21 protein-coding genes are annotated in these 24,133 nt (G+C 63.9%); 10 read left to right on the top strand and 11 right to left on the bottom strand.

Annotation, left to right across the window (positions count from 1 at the left end; all coding sequences use genetic code 11):
- The first annotated feature begins 26 nt into the window (after positions 1 to 26).
- Together ACTQZK_RS10475 and ACTQZK_RS10480 are read left to right on the top strand one after the other, a co-directional pair.
- Positions 27 to 482: an RNA polymerase sigma factor gene (locus tag ACTQZK_RS10475; RefSeq protein WP_231088212.1), complete on the top strand. Its 456-nt coding sequence runs from the start codon at positions 27 to 29 to the stop codon at positions 480 to 482.
- A complete protein-coding gene (locus tag ACTQZK_RS10480) occupies positions 472 to 1,233 on the top strand; it encodes a hypothetical protein (protein ID WP_441899618.1) in 762 nt (253 codons plus the stop codon). The genes ACTQZK_RS10475 and ACTQZK_RS10480 overlap by 11 nt, the downstream gene beginning before the upstream one ends.
- A 48-nt stretch (positions 1,234 to 1,281) precedes the next feature.
- On the opposite strand, the gene ACTQZK_RS10485 is transcribed toward ACTQZK_RS10480, so the two are convergent.
- The 5 genes from ACTQZK_RS10485 to ACTQZK_RS10505 all read right to left on the bottom strand — a co-directional run bounded on the left by ACTQZK_RS10485 (position 1,282) and on the right by ACTQZK_RS10505 (position 8,032).
- Positions 1,282 to 2,595 carry an amidohydrolase family protein gene (locus ACTQZK_RS10485; protein WP_441899619.1) on the bottom strand — a complete coding sequence of 438 codons (1,314 nt, stop codon included), beginning with the start codon at positions 2,593 to 2,595 and terminating at the stop codon, positions 1,282 to 1,284.
- 99 nt (positions 2,596 to 2,694) lie between these two features.
- On the bottom strand, positions 2,695 to 3,954 hold the full coding sequence (locus tag ACTQZK_RS10490) for a GNAT family N-acetyltransferase (RefSeq protein WP_441899620.1): 1,260 nt from the start codon (positions 3,952 to 3,954) through the stop codon (positions 2,695 to 2,697).
- 9 nt (positions 3,955 to 3,963) lie between these two features.
- Positions 3,964 to 5,091 carry an aldo/keto reductase gene (locus ACTQZK_RS10495; RefSeq protein ID WP_441899621.1) on the bottom strand — a complete coding sequence of 376 codons (1,128 nt, stop codon included), beginning with the start codon at positions 5,089 to 5,091 and terminating at the stop codon, positions 3,964 to 3,966.
- An 87-nt stretch (positions 5,092 to 5,178) separates the two neighbouring features.
- Positions 5,179 to 6,243: a redox-regulated ATPase YchF gene (gene ychF, locus ACTQZK_RS10500; protein ID WP_441899622.1), complete on the bottom strand. Its 1,065-nt coding sequence runs from the start codon at positions 6,241 to 6,243 to the stop codon at positions 5,179 to 5,181.
- A gap of 406 nt (positions 6,244 to 6,649) precedes the next feature.
- Positions 6,650 to 8,032 carry a sodium-dependent transporter gene (locus ACTQZK_RS10505; protein WP_114566848.1) on the bottom strand — a complete coding sequence of 461 codons (1,383 nt, stop codon included), beginning with the start codon at positions 8,030 to 8,032 and terminating at the stop codon, positions 6,650 to 6,652.
- A 382-nt stretch (positions 8,033 to 8,414) separates the two neighbouring features.
- Here ACTQZK_RS10505 and ACTQZK_RS10510 point away from each other — a divergent pair, with 382 nt between their 5' ends.
- A complete protein-coding gene (locus tag ACTQZK_RS10510; RefSeq protein ID WP_225748840.1) occupies positions 8,415 to 9,440 on the top strand; it encodes an LCP family protein in 1,026 nt (341 codons plus the stop codon).
- 21 nt (positions 9,441 to 9,461) lie between these two features.
- On the opposite strand, the gene ACTQZK_RS10515 is transcribed toward ACTQZK_RS10510, so the two are convergent.
- Complete coding sequence (locus tag ACTQZK_RS10515; protein WP_147269863.1) at positions 9,462 to 10,217, bottom strand: GNAT family N-acetyltransferase; 756 nt, start codon at positions 10,215 to 10,217, stop codon at positions 9,462 to 9,464.
- A complete protein-coding gene (locus ACTQZK_RS10520; RefSeq protein ID WP_114566845.1) occupies positions 10,204 to 10,947 on the bottom strand; it encodes a MarR family transcriptional regulator in 744 nt (247 codons plus the stop codon). The genes ACTQZK_RS10515 and ACTQZK_RS10520 overlap by 14 nt, the downstream gene beginning before the upstream one ends.
- 290 nt (positions 10,948 to 11,237) lie before the next feature.
- Between ACTQZK_RS10520 and ACTQZK_RS10525 the strand changes: the two genes are divergently transcribed.
- On the top strand, positions 11,238 to 12,056 hold the full coding sequence (locus tag ACTQZK_RS10525) for a MerR family transcriptional regulator (RefSeq protein WP_216529983.1): 819 nt from the start codon (positions 11,238 to 11,240) through the stop codon (positions 12,054 to 12,056).
- A 166-nt stretch (positions 12,057 to 12,222) separates the two neighbouring features.
- Here the strand turns inward: ACTQZK_RS10525 and acs are convergent, their stop codons facing one another.
- The gene (acs, locus tag ACTQZK_RS10530; protein WP_114566843.1) at positions 12,223 to 14,217 is read right to left on the bottom strand and encodes an acetate--CoA ligase; all 1,995 of its coding nucleotides are present in this window, start codon (positions 14,215 to 14,217) and stop codon (positions 12,223 to 12,225) included.
- A 28-nt stretch (positions 14,218 to 14,245) separates the two neighbouring features.
- On the bottom strand, positions 14,246 to 14,896 hold the full coding sequence (locus tag ACTQZK_RS10535; RefSeq protein ID WP_114566842.1) for a hypothetical protein: 651 nt from the start codon (positions 14,894 to 14,896) through the stop codon (positions 14,246 to 14,248).
- A gap of 368 nt (positions 14,897 to 15,264) precedes the next feature.
- Between ACTQZK_RS10535 and ACTQZK_RS10540 the strand changes: the two genes are divergently transcribed.
- The 5 genes from ACTQZK_RS10540 to ACTQZK_RS10560 all read left to right on the top strand — a co-directional run bounded on the left by ACTQZK_RS10540 (position 15,265) and on the right by ACTQZK_RS10560 (position 20,794).
- Positions 15,265 to 15,957, top strand: coding sequence for a DUF3793 family protein (locus tag ACTQZK_RS10540; RefSeq protein WP_114566841.1), 693 nt, complete (start codon positions 15,265 to 15,267; stop codon positions 15,955 to 15,957).
- 115 nt (positions 15,958 to 16,072) lie between these two features.
- Positions 16,073 to 16,495 carry a flavodoxin gene (locus ACTQZK_RS10545; RefSeq protein WP_114566840.1) on the top strand — a complete coding sequence of 141 codons (423 nt, stop codon included), beginning with the start codon at positions 16,073 to 16,075 and terminating at the stop codon, positions 16,493 to 16,495.
- A 209-nt stretch (positions 16,496 to 16,704) separates the two neighbouring features.
- Complete coding sequence (locus tag ACTQZK_RS10550; protein ID WP_441899623.1) at positions 16,705 to 17,952, top strand: MFS transporter; 1,248 nt, start codon at positions 16,705 to 16,707, stop codon at positions 17,950 to 17,952.
- On the top strand, positions 17,949 to 18,224 hold the full coding sequence (locus ACTQZK_RS10555; RefSeq protein WP_114566838.1) for a metal-sensing transcriptional repressor: 276 nt from the start codon (positions 17,949 to 17,951) through the stop codon (positions 18,222 to 18,224). Before ACTQZK_RS10550 ends, ACTQZK_RS10555 begins: the two co-directional genes overlap by 4 nt.
- A 620-nt stretch (positions 18,225 to 18,844) precedes the next feature.
- A complete protein-coding gene (locus tag ACTQZK_RS10560) occupies positions 18,845 to 20,794 on the top strand; it encodes a heavy metal translocating P-type ATPase (RefSeq protein ID WP_441899627.1) in 1,950 nt (649 codons plus the stop codon).
- On the opposite strand, the gene thrH is transcribed toward ACTQZK_RS10560, so the two are convergent.
- Positions 20,775 to 21,440: a bifunctional phosphoserine phosphatase/homoserine phosphotransferase ThrH gene (gene thrH, locus ACTQZK_RS10565; protein WP_231088210.1), complete on the bottom strand. Its 666-nt coding sequence runs from the start codon at positions 21,438 to 21,440 to the stop codon at positions 20,775 to 20,777. The genes ACTQZK_RS10560 and thrH overlap by 20 nt on opposite strands.
- Positions 21,441 to 21,685: 245 nt before the next feature.
- Here thrH and ACTQZK_RS10570 point away from each other — a divergent pair, with 245 nt between their 5' ends.
- Entirely contained in the window at positions 21,686 to 22,594 is a 909-nt protein-coding gene (locus tag ACTQZK_RS10570) for an NAD(P)/FAD-dependent oxidoreductase (protein ID WP_441899624.1), read from the top strand.
- A gap of 122 nt (positions 22,595 to 22,716) precedes the next feature.
- On the opposite strand, the gene ACTQZK_RS10575 is transcribed toward ACTQZK_RS10570, so the two are convergent.
- Positions 22,717 to 24,132, bottom strand: a complete 1,416-nt coding sequence (locus ACTQZK_RS10575) for an MATE family efflux transporter (RefSeq protein ID WP_441899625.1) — start codon at positions 24,130 to 24,132, stop codon at positions 22,717 to 22,719.
- Position 24,133: the final 1 nt, after the last annotated feature.

The raw sequence follows: 24,133 nt of genomic DNA on the forward strand, positions 1-24,133 counted from the left end.
TGACGAACGAGCTCGACATAGCCGCGGTGTTTCACCGCCATGCGAAGACGGTCTACCGCCTGTGCTATTCGTACCTGGGCAGCTCCGCCGACGCCGAAGACGCGACGCAAACCGTGTTCCTCAAGCTGCTCGACAAGCCCCGCACGTTCAACGACGACGAGCACGAGAAAGCTTGGCTCATCGTGTGCGCCCAGAACCACTGCCGCGACATATTGAAAAGCGCGGCGCGAAAGCGCTTGGCAGAGCTTCCCGAAGACATGCCGGACGACCGCGCCCATGCCGAAAGCGACGAAACGCTTCGCGTGGTGCTCGATCTGCCGGAAAAGTACAAGACCTGCGTGTACTTACATTATTACGAAGGATACCGCACTGCCGAGATCGCCGAGATCACCGGCACGCCGGCTTCCACGGTGCGCAGCCACTTGAGCGAAGCCCGCGCGCTGCTCAAGACCCTGTTGGGAGGTGAGCGGAATGAACGATGACGAGCGCCTTGACGAGTCAACCGACAAGCCCGATGCCGCGTTGGACGATGCCCTGTTCCGCGCATTCGATCGGATGGCCCCGAGCGCCGAAGTCGAAGAGCGCATGCTGGAAGTCATCGTCTCAGCCCGCGAAGCACCCGAAGACGAAGACGAGAGCGAACGCGAACACGAATACGTGGACGGCGAGCCCCATTCCGACCTGGAAGACTGCGACGCGTCAGGCAGAGCATTCGTCCCCGCAACGGTGGTGCTCGGCAAAAACGGAGCGAACACCGAATCGTACCGCAAGGCAAGGCGCGTCTGGAACGTGTCGGTTCCTGCGGCGGCCTGCCTGGTGCTTGCCGTGGGAATCGGCGGAATCGCCCTGGGCGTAAGCGGCACGGCTCAGCAAGGCATGCAGGCCGCCGCGCCGAACGAGGGCGGCGCAACGAGCATGTCGAGCGCCGAAGCCGCCCGCAGCGCCGATGCGGTCCCGACCCCCGAAACCGGCGCCGGACCTGCAGCGAACGCCGCTCCCCACCTGAACGTCGTCCTGTCCGACGGATTGCAGCTGCGCATAGCCTCCGGCGAAGACGGCCTTCCCCTGGCCGCAGACCCTGCGCTGGTCGGCGATCAGATCGAGGTTGCCAGCGCCTGGACCGATTCGCAGGAACGCGTGGGCTGCACGGTGTTCGCCTACGACGACGGCGTCCACCCCTACGCCGTGCGCTACGACGGAGACGAATCCTTCTATGTAGCCAGCGCCGTCTGAGCGAAGCCCTGCACGCCGTCCCGCACATGCAGGGCGACGTGCGGGAAGCTACGCCTGCGCCTTCGGCAGAAAGCCGTCCAGTTCCGCATCCAGCTGCGAAAGGCGCTTCACGCGCGGATGGCGGTCGAGCGCGCCGCGAACCATGACCATGCGCACATCCCGCAGCGCCTCCAGGTTTTCAAGAGGATTGCGGTCGAGCACGATAAGGTCGGCCGACTTGCCGAGCTCGATCGAGCCGGTCTCGTCGCCCAGGCCCAGAATGCGCGCGTTTCCCAGCGTGGCAACGTGCAACGCCGTCTGCCGCGAAGCGCCTACGATGCGCTCGAAGTACACCACCTCGCGCCACATGTCGTAGTGCGTGATGTACGGGCACGACGAATCGGTCCCCAAACCCACGGGGATGCCGGCCTCCAATGCCTGCTGGGCGGCGCGCACGATACCCTCGTAAACGATGCGGCCGTTCACCTTTTGGACCTCGGTCGATTTCGTCTTTTCGGGCGAGAGTTTCACGAACGGCAGCGCCGGAGATACGGTGCAGGTAAGCGAAGATGCGCGTCCAGCGCCGTTGCGCTTGAACAGGGCGATCAGCTCGTCATCCAGCTCGGCGCCATGCTCGATGGTGTCCACCCCCGCCTCCAGGCCCACGCGCACGCCTTCGGCGCTCTCGATGTGCGCGGCGGTGCGCATGCCCAGCTTGTGAGCCTCGTCCACAGCCGCGCGGGCGATGTCGGGCGGCATGCGCAGCACGCCCGGCTCCCCTTCGACCTCCGCGTCGAACACGCCGCCCGTGATGAACAGCTTCACGTGGTCGCACGCGTGCGCGAAGCACGTGCGAACGATCTCGCGCGCCTGCTCGGGCGTGCTCGCCACGTGGGCGAACAAGCCCGCGCCGTGACCGCCCGGCACGGTAACGCCCACGCCGGACGCAAGCAGCCGCGGCCCCGGGAACGCGCCTGCGTTGATGGCGTCGCGCACCTCCACGTCGGCGAACCCCGGATCGCCCACCGAGCGCACCGTGGTCACGCCGCTTGCCAGCTGCTGCTGCGCGTGGCTTCGCAGGACGTGGCGAAGCGCCCACCTGCCCACCGGGTTTCCCACCACGCCGTCTATGAGGCGACCCGCGCCGCCCGCGCTCAGCGGCTTGCCCGACCCGCACAGATGCACATGCGCGTTGATCAGGCCGGGCATGAGGTACGCGCCGGCCAGGTCGATTTCCTCCGCGCCCGCAGGCGGCACCGTGCTGGCTGCGGGTCCCACCTTGTCGATGCACCCGGCGTCGTCCACGACCACTGTCATGTTCGGCAAGGGAGCCATACCCTCCGTGCCGTCGAGCACCGTTGCGTGCGTGAACACGTATGCCATAGCGCGCCGCCTCCCACGGCGCGCATGCGCCGCATCCTCGTCTGTTTGAATCGATCCGCTCAGTATACGCCTGGAGCAACGCCGGAGAAAGCGCCGCAGCTACTGCGAGGCACGGCGGTCGGCCAAAGCATCGCGCTCTTCCCTCGTGATGGAAAACGCCACATGGGGCATGCGCACCCCGCGGTAGTGCTTCACCACCGTTGCACGCGGGGTCATGCCGTTTCGGCGAGCAACCGCCTGCGACGGTTCATTCGTGTCGCGAATCAAAGAATACACCTCGCGAGCACCCAAGGCGTCGAAGGCGTAGTCGCGACAAGCAATGGCTGCCTCGGTCGCGTACCCCCGATGCCAGAACGCTTTCATGAACAGGTAGCCCACCTCCATGAACTGGGCGTCTCGATATTCCTGCAACGTGACCCCGCACTGTCCGATCATGCGATCCGTCTCCTTGAGCACCACGGCCCAAAGCCCGAAACCATCGGTACGATAGCGCGCCGTCTGCCGATCGAGCCACTCCCGCACGCCAGTCTCATCGAAGGGGCCTTCGTAGGCATACATGACATCGGGGTCCTGCAAGATGATCCGAAGCGCGTCCAAATCGCCTTCGCCCATTTTTCGCAAGGTCAAGCGCTCGGTCTCCAAAATGCGTTCCATGCTCGCCCCGGAGCGGCGGTCGGCCATGATTCGGGCGGCACCCGACGTCTCGGCAGCCCGCAGCAGGGAATCCGCCGTCAACGCCTCGCCTTTCGGCACGTGCACGGCCAGGCACGAAAAGCTCGGCTTGTCGGCGGTGAACAGGCCAAGCTCCCGCGAGGCGGCGCGCACGTCGTCTTTCGACAACCCGCCGCGACGCAGGGGCGAGATCACGCCCAGCTCCGCAAGCGCCCGGAAGCCGGGGCGGTTCGCCGGATCATCGGTGGTGTTCGTGCCGTCGACCAGCACCTCGTACCCGTCGCGCGCCATGCGCTCGAGAATGGTCGAGAAGATGAACGTCTTGCATCGATAGCAGCGATCAGGCGCGTTTTCGCAGATGTCGGCGTGCGACAGGACGTCGGCGTCTATCAGCTCGAAATCGGCTCCGAGCTGGCCTGCCAAGCGAAGCGCGTCCTCGACCTCGAACGCAGGCTGAAACGCCGTGCGCACGCCGTACGCTTTCACCTGGCACCCGGCCCGCAATGCGGCGGCAAGCAAATACGAGGAATCGCACCCGCCCGAAAACGCCACCGCTACGCGCGGCGTGCGCGCGAAAAAATCCTCCAAAGGCTCGACGCCCGCCTGCTGCCCGGGCCCGACGACAACGGGTCCGTCGCGGCGAGCGCTCTCGTTATCGTACGCGCTTTCGTTGTCGTACGCTGCCATGCTCCTCCTTTAGCGCTCGAACAGCTCTGCCGCGCGCGCCAGTTCCTCGACGATGGGGATATGCTGCGGGCACACGTCTTCGCACGCGCCGCACGCAATGCACGACGACGCGAGGCCGTCCGACACGTTCCAATCGTAGTTTTCCTGGGCGCGGAACTCGTCATGGTAAAGCGCCAGGATGTTGAGCGACGCGAGCGCCGCCGGAATGCGCACGTCCTGCGGGCAGTTCTTCAGGCAGTACCGGCAATCCGTGCAGGGCACCGTGGAGATGCCGTCCAGAATAGCCCGCACCTGATCGAGCAGCGCGCGCTCCTCGCTGGCCATCGGCCGGGCGTCGCGCATGATCCGCACGTTCTCCCGCACCTGATCGGGAGTGGACATGCCGGACAGAACGGAAACCACGCCCGGCAGCGACGCGGCGAAGCGCAATGCCCACGAGGCCAGGGACGCGTCGGGCTGCGCCGCGCTCAGCAGGTTTGCCGCCGCATCGGGAAGCTTCACGAGCGATCCGCCCTTGATGGGCTCCATCACCACCACGGGCAGGCCATGGGCGCGCGCAACCTCGTAGCACTTGCGCGATTCGATGGTCGGGCTTTCCCAATCGGCGTAGTTGATCTGCACCTGCACGAAATCCATGTTCGGATGAGCGGCCAGAACCTCTTCGAGCACGTCGGCTTTGTCATGAATGGAGAAGCCCAGATTGCGAATCAGGCCCTCTTCCTTCTTCCGCGCAAGAAAGTCCCACAGACCGTACTCGTCGAACTGGGCGGTGCGATCCTCCCCCAGGTTGTGCAGCAGAAAGTAATCGAAGTAGCCCGCGCCGGTTTCGCGCAAGGACTTGTCGAACATGGCGCGCGCATGATCGGCATCCTTCGCCAGCCACGCCGGCAGCTTCGTGGCGATCTGGAACGATTCGCGCGGATAGCGCTCGACGAGCGCCGCGCGCAACGCAGCCTCGGATCTGCCGCCATGGTAGCCGCGCGCCGTATCGAAGTACGTGAAGCCCGCATCCATGAACAGGTCGACCATCTCCTTGACCTGCTCGATGTCGATCTCCTTCGACCCGTCCGAAAGTTCCGTTTCCGGCAGCCGCATGAACCCGAAGCCCAGCGGTGCCAACTTTTCGCTCGTCTGCATGTTCGTCCTCCGCACGTTCCCCCAATAAAAAAGCTGCATAACGCCTGACGAAAGGCTGTTATGCAGCTTATCGCATCATCGCGCTGCTTACACGTTGAACTTGAAGTGCATGACGTCGCCGTCCTGGACGACGTACTCCTTGCCTTCTTGGCGCAGCTTGCCGGCGTCGCGACAGCCCTTTTCGCCGCCCAGGCCCACGTAGTCCTCGTACGAGGCCGTTTCGGCCTTGATGAAGCCGCGCTCGAAATCGGTATGGATGACGCCCGCGGCCTGCGGAGCCTTCGCGCCGATGGGGATAGTCCAAGCGCGCGTTTCCTGCACGCCCGTGGTGAAGTACGACTGCAAACCCAGCAGCTTGTACGCTTCGCGCACCAAACGGGCCAGGCCGCTTTCCTCAAGGCCCATGGCCTCCAGGTACTCCTTCGCCTCCTCCGGATCCAGCTCGGCCAGGTCCGCCTCCACCTTCGCGCTGATCGGCACGGGGCGGCACCCGTCGATCTCGGGCAGTTCGGCGTCCAGCTGATCCTCGTCCACGTTGGCGATGTAGAGCATGGGCTTCATGGTCAGTAGGTGCAGATCGTAAATGGCGGCCTGCTCGTCCTCGTCAAGCCCCAGCGTGCGCGCGCGATGCCCCTCGTCCAGGCCCGCGAGCACCTTCTTGGCCACTTCGACCTTCTTGGCGCCGTCCTTGTCGCGCTTCGCTTCCTTCTCCAGGCGCGGCAGCACTTTCTCGATGGTGGCCATGTCGGCCAGCATGAGCTCGGTCTTGATGGTATCCACGTCGCTGTGCGGATCCACCTTGCCCGCAACGTGCACCACGTCGGGGTCGCCGAAGAAGCGCACGACCTCGCAGATGGCGTCCGTTTCGCGGATGTTCGCAAGGAACTGGTTGCCAAGGCCCTCGCCTTGGCTGGCGCCGGCCACCAGGCCCGCGATGTCCACGAACTCGATGGTGGCGGGCACGATGCGCGTAGGATGGTCGATATTGGCCAGCGCGTCCAGGCGCGCGTCGGGCACGGGCACCACGCCCACGTTGGGCTCGATGGTGGCGAAGGGATAGTTAGCAGCAAGGCCGCCCTTGTTGGTAAGAGCGGTGAACAACGTGGACTTGCCGACGTTCGGCAGGCCGACGATACCGATGGACAATGACATGGAGTAATCCTTCTCAAGCGTTTGAAACGTATCGAACCATGATAGCAAATGAAAAGGGTCCGTGCGCCTGCGCGTACAGACCCCACGCAACCTATCAGCAAACCCATCAGCGCATGCAACTTCGCGCACCGGACCGCGCCGGACCGCGCCGGACCGCGCCGGATCGCGCCGGACGCCACCGCCAGACCGCATTGTCGCCCCAAACGTACGGTTTTCGGCGCCAAAACGTCCGTTTGGGGCGACAATGTTTTCCGGCGCGCGCCCGTGCGGGCTGGCAGCCCGCCGCCTCGTGCGGCCTACCCGATCCGGCGCTCCGCCGGATCGGGTAGGCCGCACCTCAACGCACGAAGCGCCCCGACGATGCGGGGCGCTTCGAAAACATGCGACAGGCGAACGCAAAGCGACGCTAGAACTTGATCAGCCCGAACGTTTGAGCGACGAACGCCACCAGGATGACGACCACCAGCACCGGCGCGACGTACTTGATCATGAACGCCCAGGCGTTCTTGATCTTGAACGGACCGGTCAGCTCCACTTCGTCGATGATGGTCTTCGGCTTGATGATCCAGCCAACGAAGACGCAGGTAAGAAGCGCCACGATAGGCATGATCACCGAGTTGGAGATGAAGTCGAAGAAGTCGAGCAGGCTCGATCCCGGACCCAACGGCTCGATGAACGACAGGCCGTTGTACCCCAAGTTGACGAAGATTCCCGCTGCGACCACCACGCCGATAACGGTGATGAGTGCCTTCTTGCGCGACCAGCCGGCACCGTCCTGCACGATGGAGACGCAGGTTTCGGTAAGGGAAATAGCGCTGGTCAGCGCCGCGAACAGCACCAGCAGGAAGAACAGAAAGCCCATGATGGTAGCAGCACCGCCCATGTCCGCGAACACGGTGGGCAAGATGACGAACATAAGCGACGGGCCGGAGTTCTCCGCAACGGCCTCGCCCGAGCCCATGGCCACGAACGCGGCGGGCACGATCATGAGGCCGGCCAGGAACGACACGCCGATATCGAAGCCGCCGATACGCGTGACGCTCGAGGTCAGGCTGGACTTCTTGTCCAGGTAAGAGCCGTAGGTGATCATAATGCCCATGGCGAGCGACAAACTGTAGAACATCTGGCCGAGCGCGCCGATCACCAGTTCGGGAGAGAACTTGCTGAAGTCGGGCACCAGGTAGTACAGAGCGCCTTCAAGAGCGCCGGGCATGGTGAGCGTGTAGATGGAAATGCCCACGGCCATGATGATGAGCGCCGGCATCATGACCAGGTTGGCCTTCTCGATGCCGCCCTTCACGCCCAGGGACACCACGATGAACACGACGGCCATGAACAGCAGCATCCACAGGAAGCTCTCGGTGTTGCTGGTGATGAACCCGGTGAAGAAGTCGCCGCCGTCGGCAAGCGCCTCGGGGCCGTTGATCAGGTACGCAGCAGTGTACTTCGTCACCCAGCCGCCGATGATGCAGTAGTACGGCGTGATGATGAACGGCACCACCGATGCCAAAATGCCGATGAACGCGTACTTCTTGCCGAAGCTCTTGAACGCGCCGATGGCGGATTGGCCGGTCTTGCGGCCAAGCGCCGTCTCAAGCAGCAGCAGCGATACGCCGAACGTGAACACCAGCACCAGGTACGTGATCAAAAAGGTGCCGCCTCCGTATTGGGCGGCCAAGTACGGGAAGCGCCACATGTTTCCCAAGCCCACGGCCGAAGCGGCCGCAGCCAGGATGAACGCCCATTTGCCCGACCACGCAGAGCGCGCGGGCGCGTCGGTAGATGCCATTCGATTCCTCCATTGTCGATCAAATATTGACAGGGGTTCCCGCCAACCGATCTCGCTCGCGGGAACTCGGACGCCGTCACCTGCGGTCTCTCCCTACCAGCACGGCGATCCAGGTGCATAATTATAGCGGCAAACGACCTTCGTCTGGTCATGTTTTGCCGCAAGAACCACCTGGGAAAAGGATTTTTTGCGAAATTGCACGGCTATGCCCCGCGAGCGAGCGGTTTAAGCGCCCCAACGGCTTTCCGCAGATGGCGACGCGGCTCGATCAGGGCGGTTTTTTCCGCTCGGCCAGAGAGCGCTTTCCCGCAAGACCCGCCGTGCGCTACCATAGAGCGCGCAGACGCGACAATGCAGCAGCACCATCAAAGGGAGGGTGGACATGACGAAAACGGGAAAGGCGAACCTTGTCGGGAAGGCGGTCCTCGTGCTGGCGGGAGCGCTTTTGGCGGCGCTGCTCTGCTCGTGCTCCGCCGCGCAGCAACCCGACAGCAAGACCGCAACCGACGCGCTCGACGCGCAAACGGTGCGCGATGCGCCGCTTGCCCAGCCGGAGCACCCCGACGCCCAGTACGTGCTCGTCATAGGCGACGACTCCTGGGGCGCCTACACCCCGGGGCGCGCGGACCTCATGATGCTCATGCGCCTGGATTTCGAGCGCAACCAGATATCGCTGGTCACCGTTCCGCGCGACACCAAGTACGTAGCGCCGGACGGCGGCGTGTCGAAGCTCAACCAGGTGTACTGCAACCAAGGCCCCGAAGCCCAGTGCGCTGCGGTTTCGAGCGTCGCGGGCGTGGACGTGACGCAGTACGTTGTGATCGGGTTCGAGGGGCTCCAAGGCATCGTGGAGCACTTCGGCGGCCTGAACGTGAACCTGCCGTACGCCCTGGACTACAGCTTCTACACGAAGGACTACCCCAACGAGCAGTTCGCCGAGGGTGAGCAGACTCTGACGCCATGGCGCGCGATGGCGCTTTCGCGCACCCGCACAAGCTACGGCGACTACAACCTGGAGCAGGACATGATGCGCCAGGTGGTGGATCGGCAGATGATGGTGAACCTCATCCAACTGGCGTTCGCCGACCCTTCGCAAACCAAGACCCTGCTTGGAGCCCTGCAGGGGTTCGTCACCACGAACGTGACGCTTGAAACGCAGTCGCTGTGGGCCGACGAGCTTGTCGACGGGTCGCAGATCACCGTGCACGCCACCAGCGGTCCGTACACCGGAGGCATCGACGAGGAAACGCAGTTGTGGCTGGTCACACCCGATCCCGAGAACTGGAAAGCGCTCATGACCGCCGTCGATGCAGGGCAGGGCCCCGCGCAGGCAACGGCGGCGTACGCCTCAGCATCGGAGTCGCCCCGAGCCCCCGTCAGCACGTCCGCCACGATAGCGCTGAACTAACGGAGCGCAAGCCCCGCCAAGCTAGCAGGCGGCGACCAACCGCACCTGAGAATCGGCGTCGGTGCCAAGCGGCTCGCCCACGGGCAGGGTCAGACGGTACTTGTCGGACACATGCTCGTAGCCGGCCGATTGCGCCAGGTGCCGCATCGAATCGTTGTGCGTTTCCATGTAGATGGTGTCGATGCCCAGCATAGGGGCCATGGACGTCCATGCCGACAGCATGCGGCGCATGAACCCCCTGCCGCGATGCTGCGGCGGCGTGTAGCACGCAACCACGGTAGCGCTGCGCTGGGCGCCGCCGTGGGCGCTGATGGTGGGAATGCGGTCGGCAGCTTCCAGGCCGGACATCGAGACAACCTCGCCGCCCTGCTCCACCAGCGCGAAGAACACGCTGGTGTTGAGCGTGCGGCGCAGGAACGCCTCGGTCTCGGCATGGAACAGCCTGCACGCATCGCCCGACGGGGCGAGCCCCCAGTACTCGACCGACTGCGCGCAGCGGAAATCGCAGATGGTGGCTATATCTTCTTGGTGCGCGAGGCGAAACGTAGCCGCAGACCCAACGATCTCGCCGTCTTCGTTCGCGGCGCGCAGATCCGAGTCGTCCTCGCCAAGCTGCAAGACCAGCCCGAACGCCATGGCCCGCATCTCCTCGGAAAAGCCGCCGGAGAAGGCGCCTTCGGCAAACGGATCGATCACGTTCGCCGGAGCAACGGAGGACGCGCCCACCACGACGCTCCTCCTCGAGTCCGGGACGTTCGTTTTATTATGCTCCCTCATGTATGCTGCCTCCTCGCCTACCGCCGCGCCGGGTGCCGTCGCGACCATCGCGCCGTTTGCCGCCGAACGAATCGAATCCTTCAAAATGAGCCAACGCCCCGAACGCCGCAAAGTGGGGAAGCCCCTCTTCCGCATCGAATCGGTCATCCTCGCCGAACAACCTTCGAAACGCCTCTTCGCGTTGACGGCGAACCGCTTCCAAGCCGCCTTCTTCGCATTCGTCTATCTCGTCTTCAAGCACAGCCACGACGCGATCGAGGTATGAGCCGAACAGCTCCTTCTCGAACTCCTCGAGGCAGTCGAACATATCCGCAGGGCCTTCCTTGGCGGAAGGCTGCTTGACGGCCCGGCCCTTGTCCGTAAGCTTGACCACCATCACGCGCCCGTCTTCTTCCGACTGCTCGCGGGAAACGTAGCCCTTGCCTTCGAGCTTTCCCAGAAGCTCGTTGAGCGACGAGGTCCTGATGTCGAGCACGTTGGACATGTCTTTCGTACTCACGCCGTCTTTCACCTTCAGGAGCGCCAAGATCCTGCCCTGCCCGCGCGTCGGATCGGCCAAAGGACTTCCGCCTTCGACCGAGAACCGTCTTCGTATAAGCAGGTGCTGAAGCGCGACGAGCTTTTCGTAGAGCAGCACGTTAGCGTCGAGCGCAGGCTCGTCGACGATCCGATTCGCCGCCGCCTCGATGCCTTCGCCCCCGTGATTGGAGCACTTCGAATTCTCGTCCATATCGCGCTCCCCCAGAAGGTTTGACAGGTACCTTTCATAATGCAGGAGCACATAATAATCCGGTACCTGTCGGAAATCAAGAACTTTCTGACAGGTACCGGCTCTTTTTACGCAAGATTGACGGTCGCTTGCGGGCGCGTTCCCCTCGCTGCCCGTTTCCGCGACCGATTGCGTACGCGCGCGTGCTAATATTTCCTTTTACCAACGGTCGGATTCGAGCCGGGTCGCTCGCGCCGTGCCGCACCAAGGATCGTCCGGCGCCGCGCCGCGCCCGCGAAAGGAGGCAGCCCATGCTGCTCTCGTCGGGAGAATTCTCTCGCATGTGCAACATCAGCAGGGAGCTGTTGATCCACTACGACCGCATCGACCTGCTAAAACCCAAGATCATAGCCGACAACGGCTATCGGTACTACTCGCTTGAGCAGCTGTACCTCTACGACGCCATCCGCTTCTTCATGGACGCCGGCATGTCGACGAAGGAGATCCGCGATTACCTGGACCATCGCACCACCGAGCTGTTCTTGGGAAGCATTCAAGAACGCATCGATTGCCTGCAGCGCCAGCGCGACGTGCTGAACGCGCGCATCGGCATGATGGAGAAGATGCGCTACATCACCCAGCGCGCGCTTCGCTTCCCCAAAAGCAAGCCCTCGCTTGCCAACTGGGACGAGCTTTGCTTCATCACCACCGACATCGCGTGCTCGCACACGGAGCACACCTACGCCCAGGCCATCAGCGAGCACGCGCGGTTCTGCAGGACCGCCGCGAGCGTTGCCACGTTTCCCCTGGGAAGGATCGTGGACGTCCCGGACGCCGAGCACGCTGAAGCGTTTCGCTACACCAAGCTGATCACCTGGATCGATCCGCCGAAAAACCCCGAGAAGCTCGACGGGCGCATCTTGCGCAAGCCCAAGGGGACGTATGCGGTCATCCTGCATCAGGGAGGCCCTCGTACGGTCGCGCAATCCTACGCCGACCTGCTGACCTACATCGAAGAAGAGGGGTTCACCCAGGCGGGGCCCATTTTCGAGATGGACGTGAACTCGTATCTGACCTCGGATTCCCCCGAGGACTACCTTCTGCACATATCCACCTTGATAGAAGAGTAACGGCGCGCATGCGCGCCGTGCGGGCGAAACGAACGGCGCCCCCGGTCGGCGAGGCTCCCGCCCGCACGGCAGCCTTGAACCAAAGGGCAGCTTGAAATTCGGGTGCAACGCAAAAGAAGGGCCGCATCTTTCCTCGATGCGGCCCTTCTTCCATTCCATCGACCGGTTAGGCGCTCATGCGGCCGGTTTCCTTGATGAGCTGCGCCACGACGGACGGCTCGGAAAGCGTCGATATCTCGCCCAGGTTGTCGGTTTCCTTGGCGGCGATCTTGCGCAGGATACGACGCATGATCTTGCCGCTTCGGGTCTTGGGCAGCGCCTTCGCGAAGTGGATCACGTCGGGCGTGGCGATAGGCCCGATGACCTCGCGCACCTGATTGCGCAGTTCGTCACGCAAGTCGTCGTTGATGACCGCGCCCTCCTTGACCGTCACGTACGCGTAGATGCCCTCGCCCTTGACCGGATGGGGGTATCCCACCACCGCGGCTTCGGCAACCTGCAGGCAGGACACGAGCGCGCTTTCGATCTCGGCCGAGCCGATGCGATGGCCCGACACGTTGATGACGTCGTCGATGCGGCCCGTGATCCAGAAGTACCCATCCTCGTCGCGATAGGCTCCGTCGCCGGTCAAGTACGCGCCCGGCACCGGGAAGTACACGTTCTTGAACGTATCGCGATTCCCGTGCACTCCCAGCATCATGCCAGGCCACGGGCGCGCGATCATAAGGCTTCCCGACTCTCCCGCCGCGGTTTCCTCGCCGTCGGCACCCACCACCTTGGGCACGATGCCGAAGAACGGCAGCGCAGCGGATCCGGGCTTCATGTCCACGGCGCCGGGCAGCGTGGTGATCATGACGCCGCCGGTCTCGGTCTGCCACCAGGTGTCGGCGATGGGGCATCGGCCCTGGCCGATGGCCGAGTAGTACCACAGCCACGCTTTCGACGTGATAGGCTCGCCCACCGACCCCAGCAAGCGCAAGCTGCTGATGTCGTGCTCGTTCACCCAGCGCTCGCCGTCCTTCATCATGGAGCGAATGGCGGTCGGAGCCGTGTACAAAACGTTCACGCCGAACTTCTCGACCACTTCCCAGTACCGGTCGGGCTTGGGATAGTTGGGAACGCCCTCGAACATGAGCGCCGTGGCGCCGTTGGCCAAAGGCCCGTACACCAGGTAGGAATGGCCCGTGATCCAGCCCGCGTCGGCAGTGCACCAGAAGATGTCGTTCTCCTTCAGGTCGAACGAGTACTTCGTGGTGAGCGTCGCGTACAGAAGGTACCCGCCGCTGCCGTGGACGATGCCCTTGGGCTTCGCCGTGCTGCCGCTTGTGTACAGGATGAACAGCGGATCGTTCGACTCCATGCGCTCGGGCTCGAACGACGGAGCCTCGCCGGCCATGATGTCGTCCCACCACACGTCGCGATCGGCCGCCATTTCCGTGCGCTTCTCGATGCGCCGCACCACCACGCAGTGCTTGACCTGCGGGCATGCTTCCACAGCCTTGTCGCAGATGTCCTTGAGGTGCAGGATCTTGCCGGAACGGTACCCGTAGTTCGCGGTGATCACCACGGTAGCGCCCGAGTCTTCGATGCGGTCTTTGAGCGCTTCGGCGGAAAGCCCGCTGAACACCACGCAGTGCACGGCGCCGATGCGCGCGCACGCCAGCATGGAGATGACCAGCTGCGGCACCATGGGCAGGTACAGCACCACGCGGTCGCCGCGCTTCACGCCCAAACTGGACAGCATGTTGGCCGCCTTGCAAACCTCGCGGTGGAGGCGCTGGTAGGTGTAGACGTCCACTTCCTCCGAAGGTTCCCCCTGCCAGATGAGCGCGGCCTTGTTGCGGCGCGGGCCGTCCAGGTGGCGGTCCAGGCAGTTGTACGACACGTTGATCTGTCCGCCGCGGAAGTAGCGGACGAAAGGCTCGTCCGAGCTGAAGTCGTACTCCTCCACCGCGTCCCAGCCGCGGTACCAATCAAGGTTCTCGGACGCCATCTGGCCCCAGAACGCCTCCGGCTCTTCGATGGATCGGCGGTACAGCTCGTCGTAATCCTGGCGGCTCTTGACAAGGGCCTTGTAACTGAACTCGGGGGATGCCTCGATAAGGCGCTCGTTTTCGAGCATCTGCCTGATGAAGGCGTTGCGCGTGTTCGTCTTTCTCATAGCGGGCTCCTATCTTTTCTTTCGTCGATTACGCCACGTTGTCGACGAGCAGCGGTCCGCTCGCGATCATGGGGGTGTACACGGTGCGGGGAATGAAGCTTTCCGGGGTGCATGCCTGCAGATCGGCGCGCAAGTCGGGTCGGCAGTGCGCCAGCTGGGCGAACGCGTCTTCCAGCAGAACGGACTCGTTGATGGAGCGGCATCCGCTCATGGCTGCGCACAGCACGTGCCCAACGCCGCGATCGCAGCGCGCGCACCAGTCGAAGCCGCTCTCGTCCATCAGGGCCACGGCGAACGCGATCAGGTCGGGATCGCCAAGGCACGGCAGCAGGCGCTCGATCTTCTCAGCTGCGACAGGACCCCCGTCGAGCACTTCCTCGATGCGGCGCAAGGCGTCGCGCCGGACGAACGTCGCCACGTCGGCGCATGCAAGCGAGATCAAAAGGTCGACGTCGTCGAGCGCGGCCGTGGCGGCGATGCGCGCGGCGCGGCTGACCCGATCGGATGCCGCGAACGCCAGAAGCTCGGCTTCGTCAAGCCCTCGCACGGCGCAGCGGAGCTCTTGCCCATGGAGCTGGCCGATCCGAGCCACAAGCTCGTCTGCGCCAGGATACGATGCCGACGCCGCCGAGCGGACCGAAGCATTCTTCGCTGCTGTCTTCTTATTGGTTGCCTTCATGGTTCTGCCTCCTTCTTCTTCGCTGCTCTTGCTTGGACAGGTTCGTAACGGAAACGAAGCGGATGAAAACCAAAACGGGCGTTCATCGCTTTCGGGCGTGGGTCCATCCTGGGGGTTGCAACAATTACAAGGTCAACCGGCATCCCCGATACCCGCCTGCGACCGGTTCCTTCCCTGCCGCGAACGGGCATGCGAAACGATGCCGACGCCGAAAAGCCCCCTTCGCGCCGCGTCGCTGGCGCGCGGCCCCCTCCGCCGCAGCGCAATCGAGTGCATCTTGCAGCTTTTTTCGCACGCATCCCTTGACGCGTACCGCTTCGTTCGTTATAAGTTACCCTAACCTAACTTTTCCGAGTAGAACGGATATTATGGACGACATGCACTACCGGTTGGACTTCGAGCGAAAGCTCATCCACCATTGCACCCCCGTGCTGGCAGCGCTCAAGCCGGCCAACCTGTTCACCTGCCGCGACGAATCGGTGCCGGGAATTCGCGGAAACGGACCGAACCCGGTGGACCCGCACGAGTACCAGGACAGCTTCTCGAAGGCGCTTCGCACCGCGCGCGTCAAGCTGGCACCGTGCGGCGTGCGCATCGAGGTGCTGGCGCGACGACCGGCCGGCCCCCTTGTATACGTGTACCGGCCCCATCTTCTCAAGCTGAGCATCCAGCAGGAAAACGTAGCGGCATACCTGCGCAAGGAAGGCTACGACCCCTCCTGCCTTTCCACATGCATAGAGCGCCTGCACCGCCGCATCTGCGGAACGGACGTGAAAAGCCAGCTGACCGGCTGCTGCTCGTTTCCCCACGAGATCGGGTTCTTTTTGGGCTACCCCTACGAAGACGTGGTGGGATTCATCGAGAACCGCGGCGAGAACTTCCTGTGCAGCGGCTGCTGGAAGGTGTACGCGCAGGAGCGCGACGCCCAAGCATGCTTCTGCTGCTACAAAAACTGCACCACCGTGTACGAGTGCTTGTTCGACGAGGGGGTTCCCCTGGAATGCCTCGCCTCGCTTGACGAGGACTTCCCCGCCGCAGAGGCGTTTCGCGCCGCCGGCTAGAACCACGTGCCGAACCCCGACGCAGGCGTCGGGCGACACGGGCGCGCAGCTTGTTTCGGCAACGCGTCCGCGTCGCTCGACCAGCGAAGGAACACCAACCCGATAGGAGCATGACATGAGCAAGATCGCAATCGTTTTCTGGAGCGGAACGGGAAACACCGAGGCCATGGCCGACCTTATAGCGCAGGGCGTGCGCGCGAAGGGAAGCACGGCGGACATCTTCCAAGCGTCCGACTTTCACGCATCCCATGTGGCCGATTACGACGCCTTCGCCCTGGGATGCCCCGCTATGGGCGACGAGGAGCTGGAGGACGGCGAGTTTCTTCCCATGTACGAGGAAGTGGAGCCTAAGCTGGCCGGTCGCACGGTGGTGCTGTTCGGCTCGTACGATTGGAACGACGGCGAATGGATGGAGCTTTGGGAGCATCGCGCCGAGGAAGCCGGCTTGATCGTAGCGGACTCCGTCATCGCCAAGGACTACCCCGACGACGAAGCCAGCGCCGAATGCGTGCGCGTGGGCAACGTGTTGGGCGAATAGGGATTTGAGTCGTCGGGCGGGCGGCTGAGGCGGTTGCAGCCCTAGCCCGCGTGCACGGTTGCGGCTGCCGCGTGCGCGGCCGAGGCTGCCGCCCGCCCGACGTCCGCACATTTTGTGAACCCGCGTTCAATCCTGGTAAAATCGCCGCGCTGCCCGCAGCAGCGGTGGCATACTGGGTCGGCTCGATCTCGAAAGGACCGCACCGACCCATGAAACGAAGCCTCATAGCCCTTGCCACCGGATCGTTCGCCTTGGGATTTTCCGAGTTCGTCATGATGGGCATCCTCCCCATCGCCGCGGCCGGCCTGGGCGTCAGCGTCCCGGACGCCGGAACCTTCATATCCTCGTACGCGCTGGGCGTATGCGCAGGAACGCTGTTTCTGGTGTTCGGAAGGCGCGTGCCCCCGAAAAGGCTCTTGCTCCTGTTCGTGGCGCTGATGATCGTCGGCAACGCCGCCGCCGCGGCAGCTCCCAGTGCAGAAGCGCTCACGACGGCCCGTTTCGTTTCGGGACTTCCCCACGGCGCGTTCTTCGGCACCGCCACCATCGCGGCCAAAAAGCTGGCCGACCCGGGGCACGAAGGCCAGGCCGTCTCCATCATGGTGCTCGGCCAGACGATGGCGAACATGCTCGGCGTGCCCGGCGGCACGCTTTTGGCGGGCATGCTGTCATGGCGCGCGGCGTTTCTTTTCGTCGCGGTTTGGGCCGTCGGGTCGCTGCTGCTCGTGCTGCGCTTCGTCCCGCGCATCGATCCCATTCCCGACGCGGGCCTTGCCGGCCAGTTCCGTTTCCTGAAAAAACCCGGCCCCTGGCTGGTCATCGGCGCGGTGCTGCTGGGAAACACGGGCGTGTTCTGCTGGTGGAGCTACGTCTCGCCCTGGCTGACCGACGTAGGAGGGTTTTCCGCATCCCAGGTTCCCGCGCTTTTGGTGCTGGCGGGCCTGGGCATGGTGATCGGGTCGCTGGCGGGCGGGCGCGTATCGGACCGAACCACGCCGGGAAAGACGTCGGCAATCGGGCAGACCGTGGGGTGCGCGACACTCGCGCTTATCTTCCTGTTCTCGGGAACGCAGGCATCGTCCGCCGCGCTCATGTTCGCGTGCGCGTTCGGCATGTTCTTCGTATCCAGCCCCCAACAGCTGCTCATGGTGAACGTCGGGCGCGGCGGCGGCGAGATGATCGGGTCGGCGTGCGTGCAGGTGGCGTACAACCTGGGCAACGCGTTCGGGGCGATGATCGGGCAGGCCGTGCTCAACGCAGGAGCCGGATACGCGTGGCCGAGCCTTGCGGGAGTGCCGTTCTCGCTTATGGCGGCCGGTTTGCTGGTGGCGTTCTTCCTGCGGTTCGAGAAGCGCTACCGCGTCGCGCCCGAACGTGCCGGCTGCGCTTTTCCAGTACAATACGAGCATGCGCCGCAAACGACGGGACATGCGGCGCCGTCGAAAGGAACGTCATGAAGCAGTGCATGGACGCCGACAACCTGCATCGCAGGCTGAAGAAAATCATCGGGCAGGTGCAGGCCATCGACCGCATGGTGGACCAAGACGTGCCTTGCGAAGACGTGCTTTCGCAGATCAACGCCGCAAAATCGGCGCTTCACAAGTGCGGGCAGGTGGTTCTTGAGGGGCACATCCAGCATTGCGTACGCGACGGCATCGAGCACGGCGACGCCGACAAGACCATAGAAAGCTTCACGAAAGCGGTGGAGCGCTTTTCGAACATGAAGTGACGGCGCGCAAGAGCCACCGCGCCTCAACGCCGAACGCTGCGATCACAACCTGCTCGCAGCGTTCGGCGTTTTACGCGCGCGAAAAACCGCGCGAGTCGCTTCGACGCCCCGCCCCGTTGCTTCCGACCGCCGCGCTTCGCCTTGCCGCGCGGCTGAAGCCGGGGCTCGGCTGCACGACAGAGTTGCCGACCCGAGAGCGGCCGCACGACAGAGTCGCCGATCCGGGTTCAGCGGCCGCACGACAGGGTCGCCGACCAGGGTTCGGCCGCCGCATACCTCGCAGCGGGGACCTTGCGCGCGAAAAACCGCCTTCGCTGGCAGGTTTTGACGGTTTGAGGTCGTCGGGTCGAGCCTTCCCTTCGCTGAAGCACAGCGTGCTTTCCGTTTTGCCTGGTCATAGCTTTGGGCTTCTACGGTGCGCGTTCATAGGTGCCTACCCGGACGGATGCGACGACCCCTAAACGCAAAAACCTGCCAGCGAAGGCGGTTTTTCGCGCGCAAGGTCCCCGCTGCTCCCCTATATGACAGCGAAACATGCTTCATACCATAAAAGTTTTCCTTGGATAATTTTTATCGGCGCGCTATTATACATATACCCCTATAGGTATATGTATAAGGAGATGGTCGCGGTGCGCATACCGACGTTGGAAAAGGTAGAAGAGCTCATGGATGCGGGCGGCACCCGCAAAGACATCGTCTTGCTGGCGGTTTCGGCCTTGGCGCTTGCCGTCAGCTTCTTCGCGCCCGGACTGCTCCCCTTCGATCCGGCATGGATCGCCATCGTCTTATGCGGCGCGCCCATCGTGATCGGCGCGGTCATAGGCCTGGTCACCGAGTTCGATGTCAAAGCCGACGTCCTTGTTTCCATGGCGCTCATCGCCGCGGTGGCCATCGGCGAGAATTTCGCCGCGGGCGAAGTCGCCCTCATCATGCAGCTTGGCGCGCTTTTGGAGGAGCTGACGGTAGCGAAAGCACGGGCAGGCATCGAGGGCCTGGTCAAACTGTCCCCGCGAACGGCGCGTATCGTGCACGGAGACGACGTGCGCACCGTCCCCGCCCAAGACGTGCAGGCTGGAGACGTTGTGCGCGTGCTTCCAGGAGAAACGGTAGCGGTCGACGGCACCGTGATCAGCGGCTGCACTTCCATTGACGAATCGGTGATGACCGGCGAGCCGCTTCCCGTGGACAAAGCACCGGGCGACCAGGTGAAAAGCGGTACGGTGAACCAATTCGGAGCGTTCGAGATGCGCGCCGAGCGCGTTGGCGAGGACAGCTCGCTCGCCCGCATGATCAGCCTGGTGGAATCTGCCGACGCGGGCAAAGCCAAGATCGTTCGGCTGGCCGACCGCTGGGCTACGTGGATCGTCGTCGTGGCGTTGGCGGCCGCTGGCGGCACCTGGATGGTCACGGGCGAGATCATCCGAGCGGTCACTATCCTGGTCGTATTCTGCCCTTGCGCTCTGGTTCTGGCTACGCCGACCGCCATTATGGCGGCCATCGGCAACGTGACCAAGCACGGGATTCTTGTGCGCGAAGGCGATGCGCTCGAACGCCTGGCAACGGTGCGCAAAGTGGCGTTCGACAAAACGGGAACGCTCACTCACGGACAGCCGCAGGTAACCGCCGTAAGCGGGGGCGATCGCCTGTACTCCTTGGTTGCCTCAGCGGAAAGCATGAGCGAGCATCCCCTGGGCAAGGCGGTGGTACGCGGGTGGCGCGAGCACGCGACAACCAAAGCGAGCGCAGCCGACCCCCTGCCCCCCGCAACCTTCCAGATGATCCCCGGGCGCGGCGTTCGAGCTTCCGTTCAAGAAAACGATGTGCTTGCCGGCAACCGGGGGCTTTTGCTGGAACAGGGAGTTCTCGGCGTCGAAGGGATCGAAGCGTCCTCGCTGCCGCACGCCGACCAAGGATGCACCTTGGTGCTCGCCGCCGTGAACGGGCGCGCAGCGGGATTCGTCGCCCTGTCCGACACCGTGCGGGACACGGCGCGCAAAACCATTGAGGGCATCAAGGCGCTCGGCATCGAGCCCATCCTTCTGACGGGAGACCACGACCGAGCGGCACGGCGCATAGCAGCGCAGGTCGGCATCGAGAACGTGAGCGCCAACTGCCTGCCCGAAAGCAAAACCGCCGCCATCGAGCGCCTTGAAGCAGCGGGCGAGCCCGTATGCATGGTGGGCGACGGCATCAACGACGCGCCCGCGCTCAAGCGCGCAACCGTGGGCATTGCCATGGGGGGAACGGGCAGCGACATCGCCGTGGACGCCGCCGACATAGCGCTCGTGCACGACGACATCGCAGCCCTTCCCCACTTGCTTGCGATTTCTCGCCGTATGATAACCGCCATCAAGCTGAACATGACGTTCTCGATGACCCTCAACTTCATCGCAATCGCCCTGGCCATGACGGGCGTGCTCGATCCCGTTGTGGGGGCGCTCGTGCACAACGCAGGATCGATCGTGGTCATTGCGAACTCGGCCACGCTGCTCTCATGGAAGGCGGGCGGTACGCCGAGAACAGCGCGCCGCCCGCTTGAAGACGGCGACGCTAAACCAGCGCTGCCTTGATGGCCGCCAACAGGTCGTCGTATTCGTCGAAGGCCGGCAGCTCGGGATTGTCGGCCTTGATGGAATCGGGGCTCTTGAACAGGAAGCCCGCTTTGCCGGCCTTGATCATGCCCAAGTCGTTGAAGCTGTCGCCTGCGGCGATGGTGTCGAACCCGCACGATTGCAACGCGCGCACCGTGGTCAGCTTCGACTGCTCGCAGCGCATGCGAAAGCCGGTGATCTCGCCGCTTTCGGCAACCTCGAGCTCGTTGCAGAACAGCGTAGGCCAGCCCAGCTTCGCCATGAGAGGCATCGCGAACTGCGTAAACGTGTCGCTGATGATGATAGCCTGCGTTGTGGCGCGCAGCTCGTCCAGGAATTCCTTGGCGCCCGGAAGCGGATCGATGCGCGCGATGGTCTCCTGGATCTCCTTGAGGCCCAAGCCGTGCTCGCGCAGGATGTTCAGGCGGTACGCCATCAGCTTGTCGTAATCGGGCTCATCGCGCGTGGTGCGCTCGAGTTCCGGGATGCCGGTCTCCTTTGCGAACGCGATCCAAATTTCCGGGACCAGCACGCCTTCCAAATCCAAGCAAACCAGGTTCATAAGGGCCTTCCTCCTGATAGAGCGACGGATGCCGTCGGCAGTCGGGTTTCTCAACAAGCCCATGATAGCGGCTAACCTGCGCCGCCTGCGCGAAAAGCAGACGTGCGGGCCGCTTTTCCGGGCGCTGCCGACGCGACAAGCGCCGCCCGCGGATCGGCAGGGACTTGCGAGCCAAGCGCCTGCGAAGCAGCCACCGCACCCCGACCGCATCCATAACGCATCGTTATAGGCAGATAAGCAAAGGTGCGGGCACCCCGGAAGCACGCGCGCCTACAATGGACGAAACGCCATGCGAAGGAGGCATCATCATGCACGATTACGACATCGTCATCGTAGGAGCGGGACCAGCGGGCATCAGCGCCGGCATTTACGCAGTCAGCCGCGGCCTCAAGACGCTTGTGCTGGAGCGGGAGTCGGTGGGCGGCATCATCGGAAGCGTATCGACCGTCACCCATTACGCCGGAATGCCCGAAGCGGAATCCGGCGCCGCGTTCGCGCGGAGGCTGCAAGACCAGGCGATCGCGGCGGGCGTCGACATCGCGTACCAGCAGGTTCGACGCGTTGCGCTTGCCGACGAGATCAAAACGATCAGCACCGGCACGGACGTCTACCGCGCGCCGCGCATCGTGCTGGCAAACGGCGGCACGCCGCGCGTCTTGGACGTGCCCGGCGAAGTCGAGCTGACGGGAAAGGGCTGCGGACTCAACGCCGCGCGCGACGGGGCCGCCTATCGCGGAAAGAGCGCCTACGTCATCGGAGGCGCGGACGGAGCGGTCAAAGAAGCGCTGTTCCTCGCGCGCTTCGCGCATCGCGTTCGCATCGTGTGCGTGGAGCGCGAACTTGCCTGCGTCGACGAATTCCGCCGCAAGGTGGCAGCAACCCCCGCGATCGAAGTGATCCCTTTCACGGCCGTCGGTGCCCTGCACGGCGCCGACCGCGTGGAGGCGATCGACCTCGTATCGCTCGCAGACGGCAGCACGCGCACAATCGAAGATCCCGGCTGCGGAGTGTTCGTATACGCGGGCTGCGCCCCCAACACCCAGCTCTACGCGGACCAGCTGGTGCTGCAAGACGGGTACATCCCCACGAACGAGCGCATGGAAACCGCGCTGCCCGGCGTGTACGTCGCCGGCGACATTCGCGTGAAGCAGGTGCGGCAGGTGGCCACCGCCGTAGCTGACGGAGCCGTGGCCGCCGTCAACGCCGCTTCACGCTAGCGCGCCCGCCGCTCGCTCGCAAACGAAGGGCGGGCGAGCCGAGCGGAGTCCGAGCCGAGCCGAGCGGCGCGAGGCGCTCGCAACGCCTCGCGTCCCGCCCGACCCGTCCGTCCCGCAAGGCCCTACGCTTGCGCAAGACCCTCGTTATCAGGCGACGCCTCGCATGCGCCAGCAGACCGAGCGCCCGATCCTATCCGGCGAAGCGTCGAGACCATCACGATGACCGTGGCCACCGCCAACAGGGAGTCGGTCAGCATGCAGGCCAGCCACACGCCGTGAATGCCCAGACCGGCAATGCGGGGAACGGCCAGCACCAGCGGAATGAACAGAAGGATGGGGCGCGCCAGCGCAAGGACGGTCGCCTTGCCTCCCTGCCCAACGGCCTGCAGCAGCGTAATGCCCATGACCATAGCCCCCATGGCAACGTACGGGAAGAACAGGATGCGGAAATCCTGTGCGCCCATGGCCACGATGGCCGGGTCGGTAATGAAAAGCGAAAGCGCCGCGTGCGGAGCCAGCATGGCGGGAACCCAGAACACCAAGGCCAAGCCCGTCGATCCCAAACAGAAAGCCGCCGTCACCTTGCGCACGCGGTCGTACCTTCCCGCGCCGAAGTTCGTTCCAACCGCCGGCTGGTAGCCGTTGCTCATGCCCCATAGGGGAATGAAGGCGAACGCCTGGATGCGCATGGCGGCGCCAAAAAGCACCTGCCATTCAGGTCCGCCCCATTCAGCTGCGGCTCGGTACACGACGGCCTGCTGAACCAGCGTCAGCACCTGCATGAGAAAAGCCGACACGCCCACCTTCAGAACTTCGGACATAACGTCTCGATCAATGGCCAACCGTCCGATACGCGCCGTTTTCTCGCGCTTGACGAACCACCACAGCATGACCCCTCCCAGAACAACCTGGGAAAGCACGGTGGCAATGCCCGCTCCTTCGATGCCCAGCCCTTGATCGCGCAAGGCAAGGATGAACAACGGAGCCAACACCATGTTCAGAACCGCACCGCCGCCCATGATGGCCATAGCGCGAACAAGCTCGCCTTCGCCGCGCATGACCATGTTCGAGCTTTGCGCGAAGTTGACGAACAGGCTTCCCATGAAAAGAATGCGCAGGTAGGACACGGCCATGTCGAGCATCGGGCCCTCAACGCCCGTCAGCATCAGCAACGGCCGCGTGAACACGACGCCGATCACCGTGATGACCAGTGAAAATCCCACGCTAGCAACCACAAGGTTTCCCATGACCTTTTCGATGGTTCGCTGGTCGCACGCGCCGATGGCGCGAGAGAGCACCGAAGCCGACCCCATGCCGATCATGGCCGCCAGGCCAGAGCTGACGAACGTGAACGGATACGCCACCGAAACGGCGCCCATGGCGTCCACGCCGATAAGCTGACCGGCGTATATGGCATCGACGAACGTGTACAAGCCTATGACGAGCATGCCGACGATGCCCGGAAGGCTCAACGACGCCATCAGCCTTCCGGGCGATTGCTCAAGCATAACGGCGCGCTTTTCTTGCTGACGAGTCATG

The sequence above is a fragment of the Paraeggerthella sp. LCP19S3_G8 genome, assembly GCF_052119225.1.
GTDB lineage: Bacteria > Actinomycetota > Coriobacteriia > Coriobacteriales > Eggerthellaceae > Paraeggerthella > Paraeggerthella hominis.

Bases quoted from the DNA above. Each gene is read 5' to 3' on its own strand.
- ACTQZK_RS10495 (WP_441899621.1), bottom strand. From the start codon at position 5,091: ATGCAGACGAGCGAAAAGTTGGCACCGCTGGGCTTCGGGTTCATGCGG.
- ACTQZK_RS10515 (WP_147269863.1), bottom strand. From the start codon at position 10,217: ATGAGGGAGCATAATAAAACGAACGTCCCGGACTCGAGGAGGAGCGTC.
- ACTQZK_RS10570 (WP_441899624.1), top strand. From the start codon at position 21,686: ATGCACGATTACGACATCGTCATCGTAGGAGCGGGACCAGCGGGCATC.
- ACTQZK_RS10555 (WP_114566838.1), top strand. From the start codon at position 17,949: ATGAAGCAGTGCATGGACGCCGACAACCTGCATCGCAGGCTGAAGAAA.
- ACTQZK_RS10510 (WP_225748840.1), top strand. From the start codon at position 8,415: ATGACGAAAACGGGAAAGGCGAACCTTGTCGGGAAGGCGGTCCTCGTG.
- ACTQZK_RS10575 (WP_441899625.1), bottom strand. From the start codon at position 24,132: ATGACTCGTCAGCAAGAAAAGCGCGCCGTTATGCTTGAGCAATCGCCC.
- ACTQZK_RS10545 (WP_114566840.1), top strand. From the start codon at position 16,073: ATGAGCAAGATCGCAATCGTTTTCTGGAGCGGAACGGGAAACACCGAG.
- ACTQZK_RS10560 (WP_441899627.1), top strand. From the start codon at position 18,845: ATGGTCGCGGTGCGCATACCGACGTTGGAAAAGGTAGAAGAGCTCATG.
- ACTQZK_RS10505 (WP_114566848.1), bottom strand. From the start codon at position 8,032: ATGGCATCTACCGACGCGCCCGCGCGCTCTGCGTGGTCGGGCAAATGG.
- ACTQZK_RS10525 (WP_216529983.1), top strand. From the start codon at position 11,238: ATGCTGCTCTCGTCGGGAGAATTCTCTCGCATGTGCAACATCAGCAGG.
- ACTQZK_RS10480 (WP_441899618.1), top strand. From the start codon at position 472: ATGAACGATGACGAGCGCCTTGACGAGTCAACCGACAAGCCCGATGCC.
- ACTQZK_RS10550 (WP_441899623.1), top strand. From the start codon at position 16,705: ATGAAACGAAGCCTCATAGCCCTTGCCACCGGATCGTTCGCCTTGGGA.
- ACTQZK_RS10485 (WP_441899619.1), bottom strand. From the start codon at position 2,595: ATGGCATACGTGTTCACGCACGCAACGGTGCTCGACGGCACGGAGGGT.
- acs (WP_114566843.1), bottom strand. From the start codon at position 14,217: ATGAGAAAGACGAACACGCGCAACGCCTTCATCAGGCAGATGCTCGAA.
- ACTQZK_RS10535 (WP_114566842.1), bottom strand. From the start codon at position 14,896: ATGAAGGCAACCAATAAGAAGACAGCAGCGAAGAATGCTTCGGTCCGC.
- ACTQZK_RS10540 (WP_114566841.1), top strand. From the start codon at position 15,265: ATGGACGACATGCACTACCGGTTGGACTTCGAGCGAAAGCTCATCCAC.
- thrH (WP_231088210.1), bottom strand. From the start codon at position 21,440: ATGGGCTTGTTGAGAAACCCGACTGCCGACGGCATCCGTCGCTCTATC.
- ACTQZK_RS10490 (WP_441899620.1), bottom strand. From the start codon at position 3,954: ATGGCAGCGTACGACAACGAAAGCGCGTACGATAACGAGAGCGCTCGC.
- ACTQZK_RS10520 (WP_114566845.1), bottom strand. From the start codon at position 10,947: ATGGACGAGAATTCGAAGTGCTCCAATCACGGGGGCGAAGGCATCGAG.
- ychF (WP_441899622.1), bottom strand. From the start codon at position 6,243: ATGTCATTGTCCATCGGTATCGTCGGCCTGCCGAACGTCGGCAAGTCC.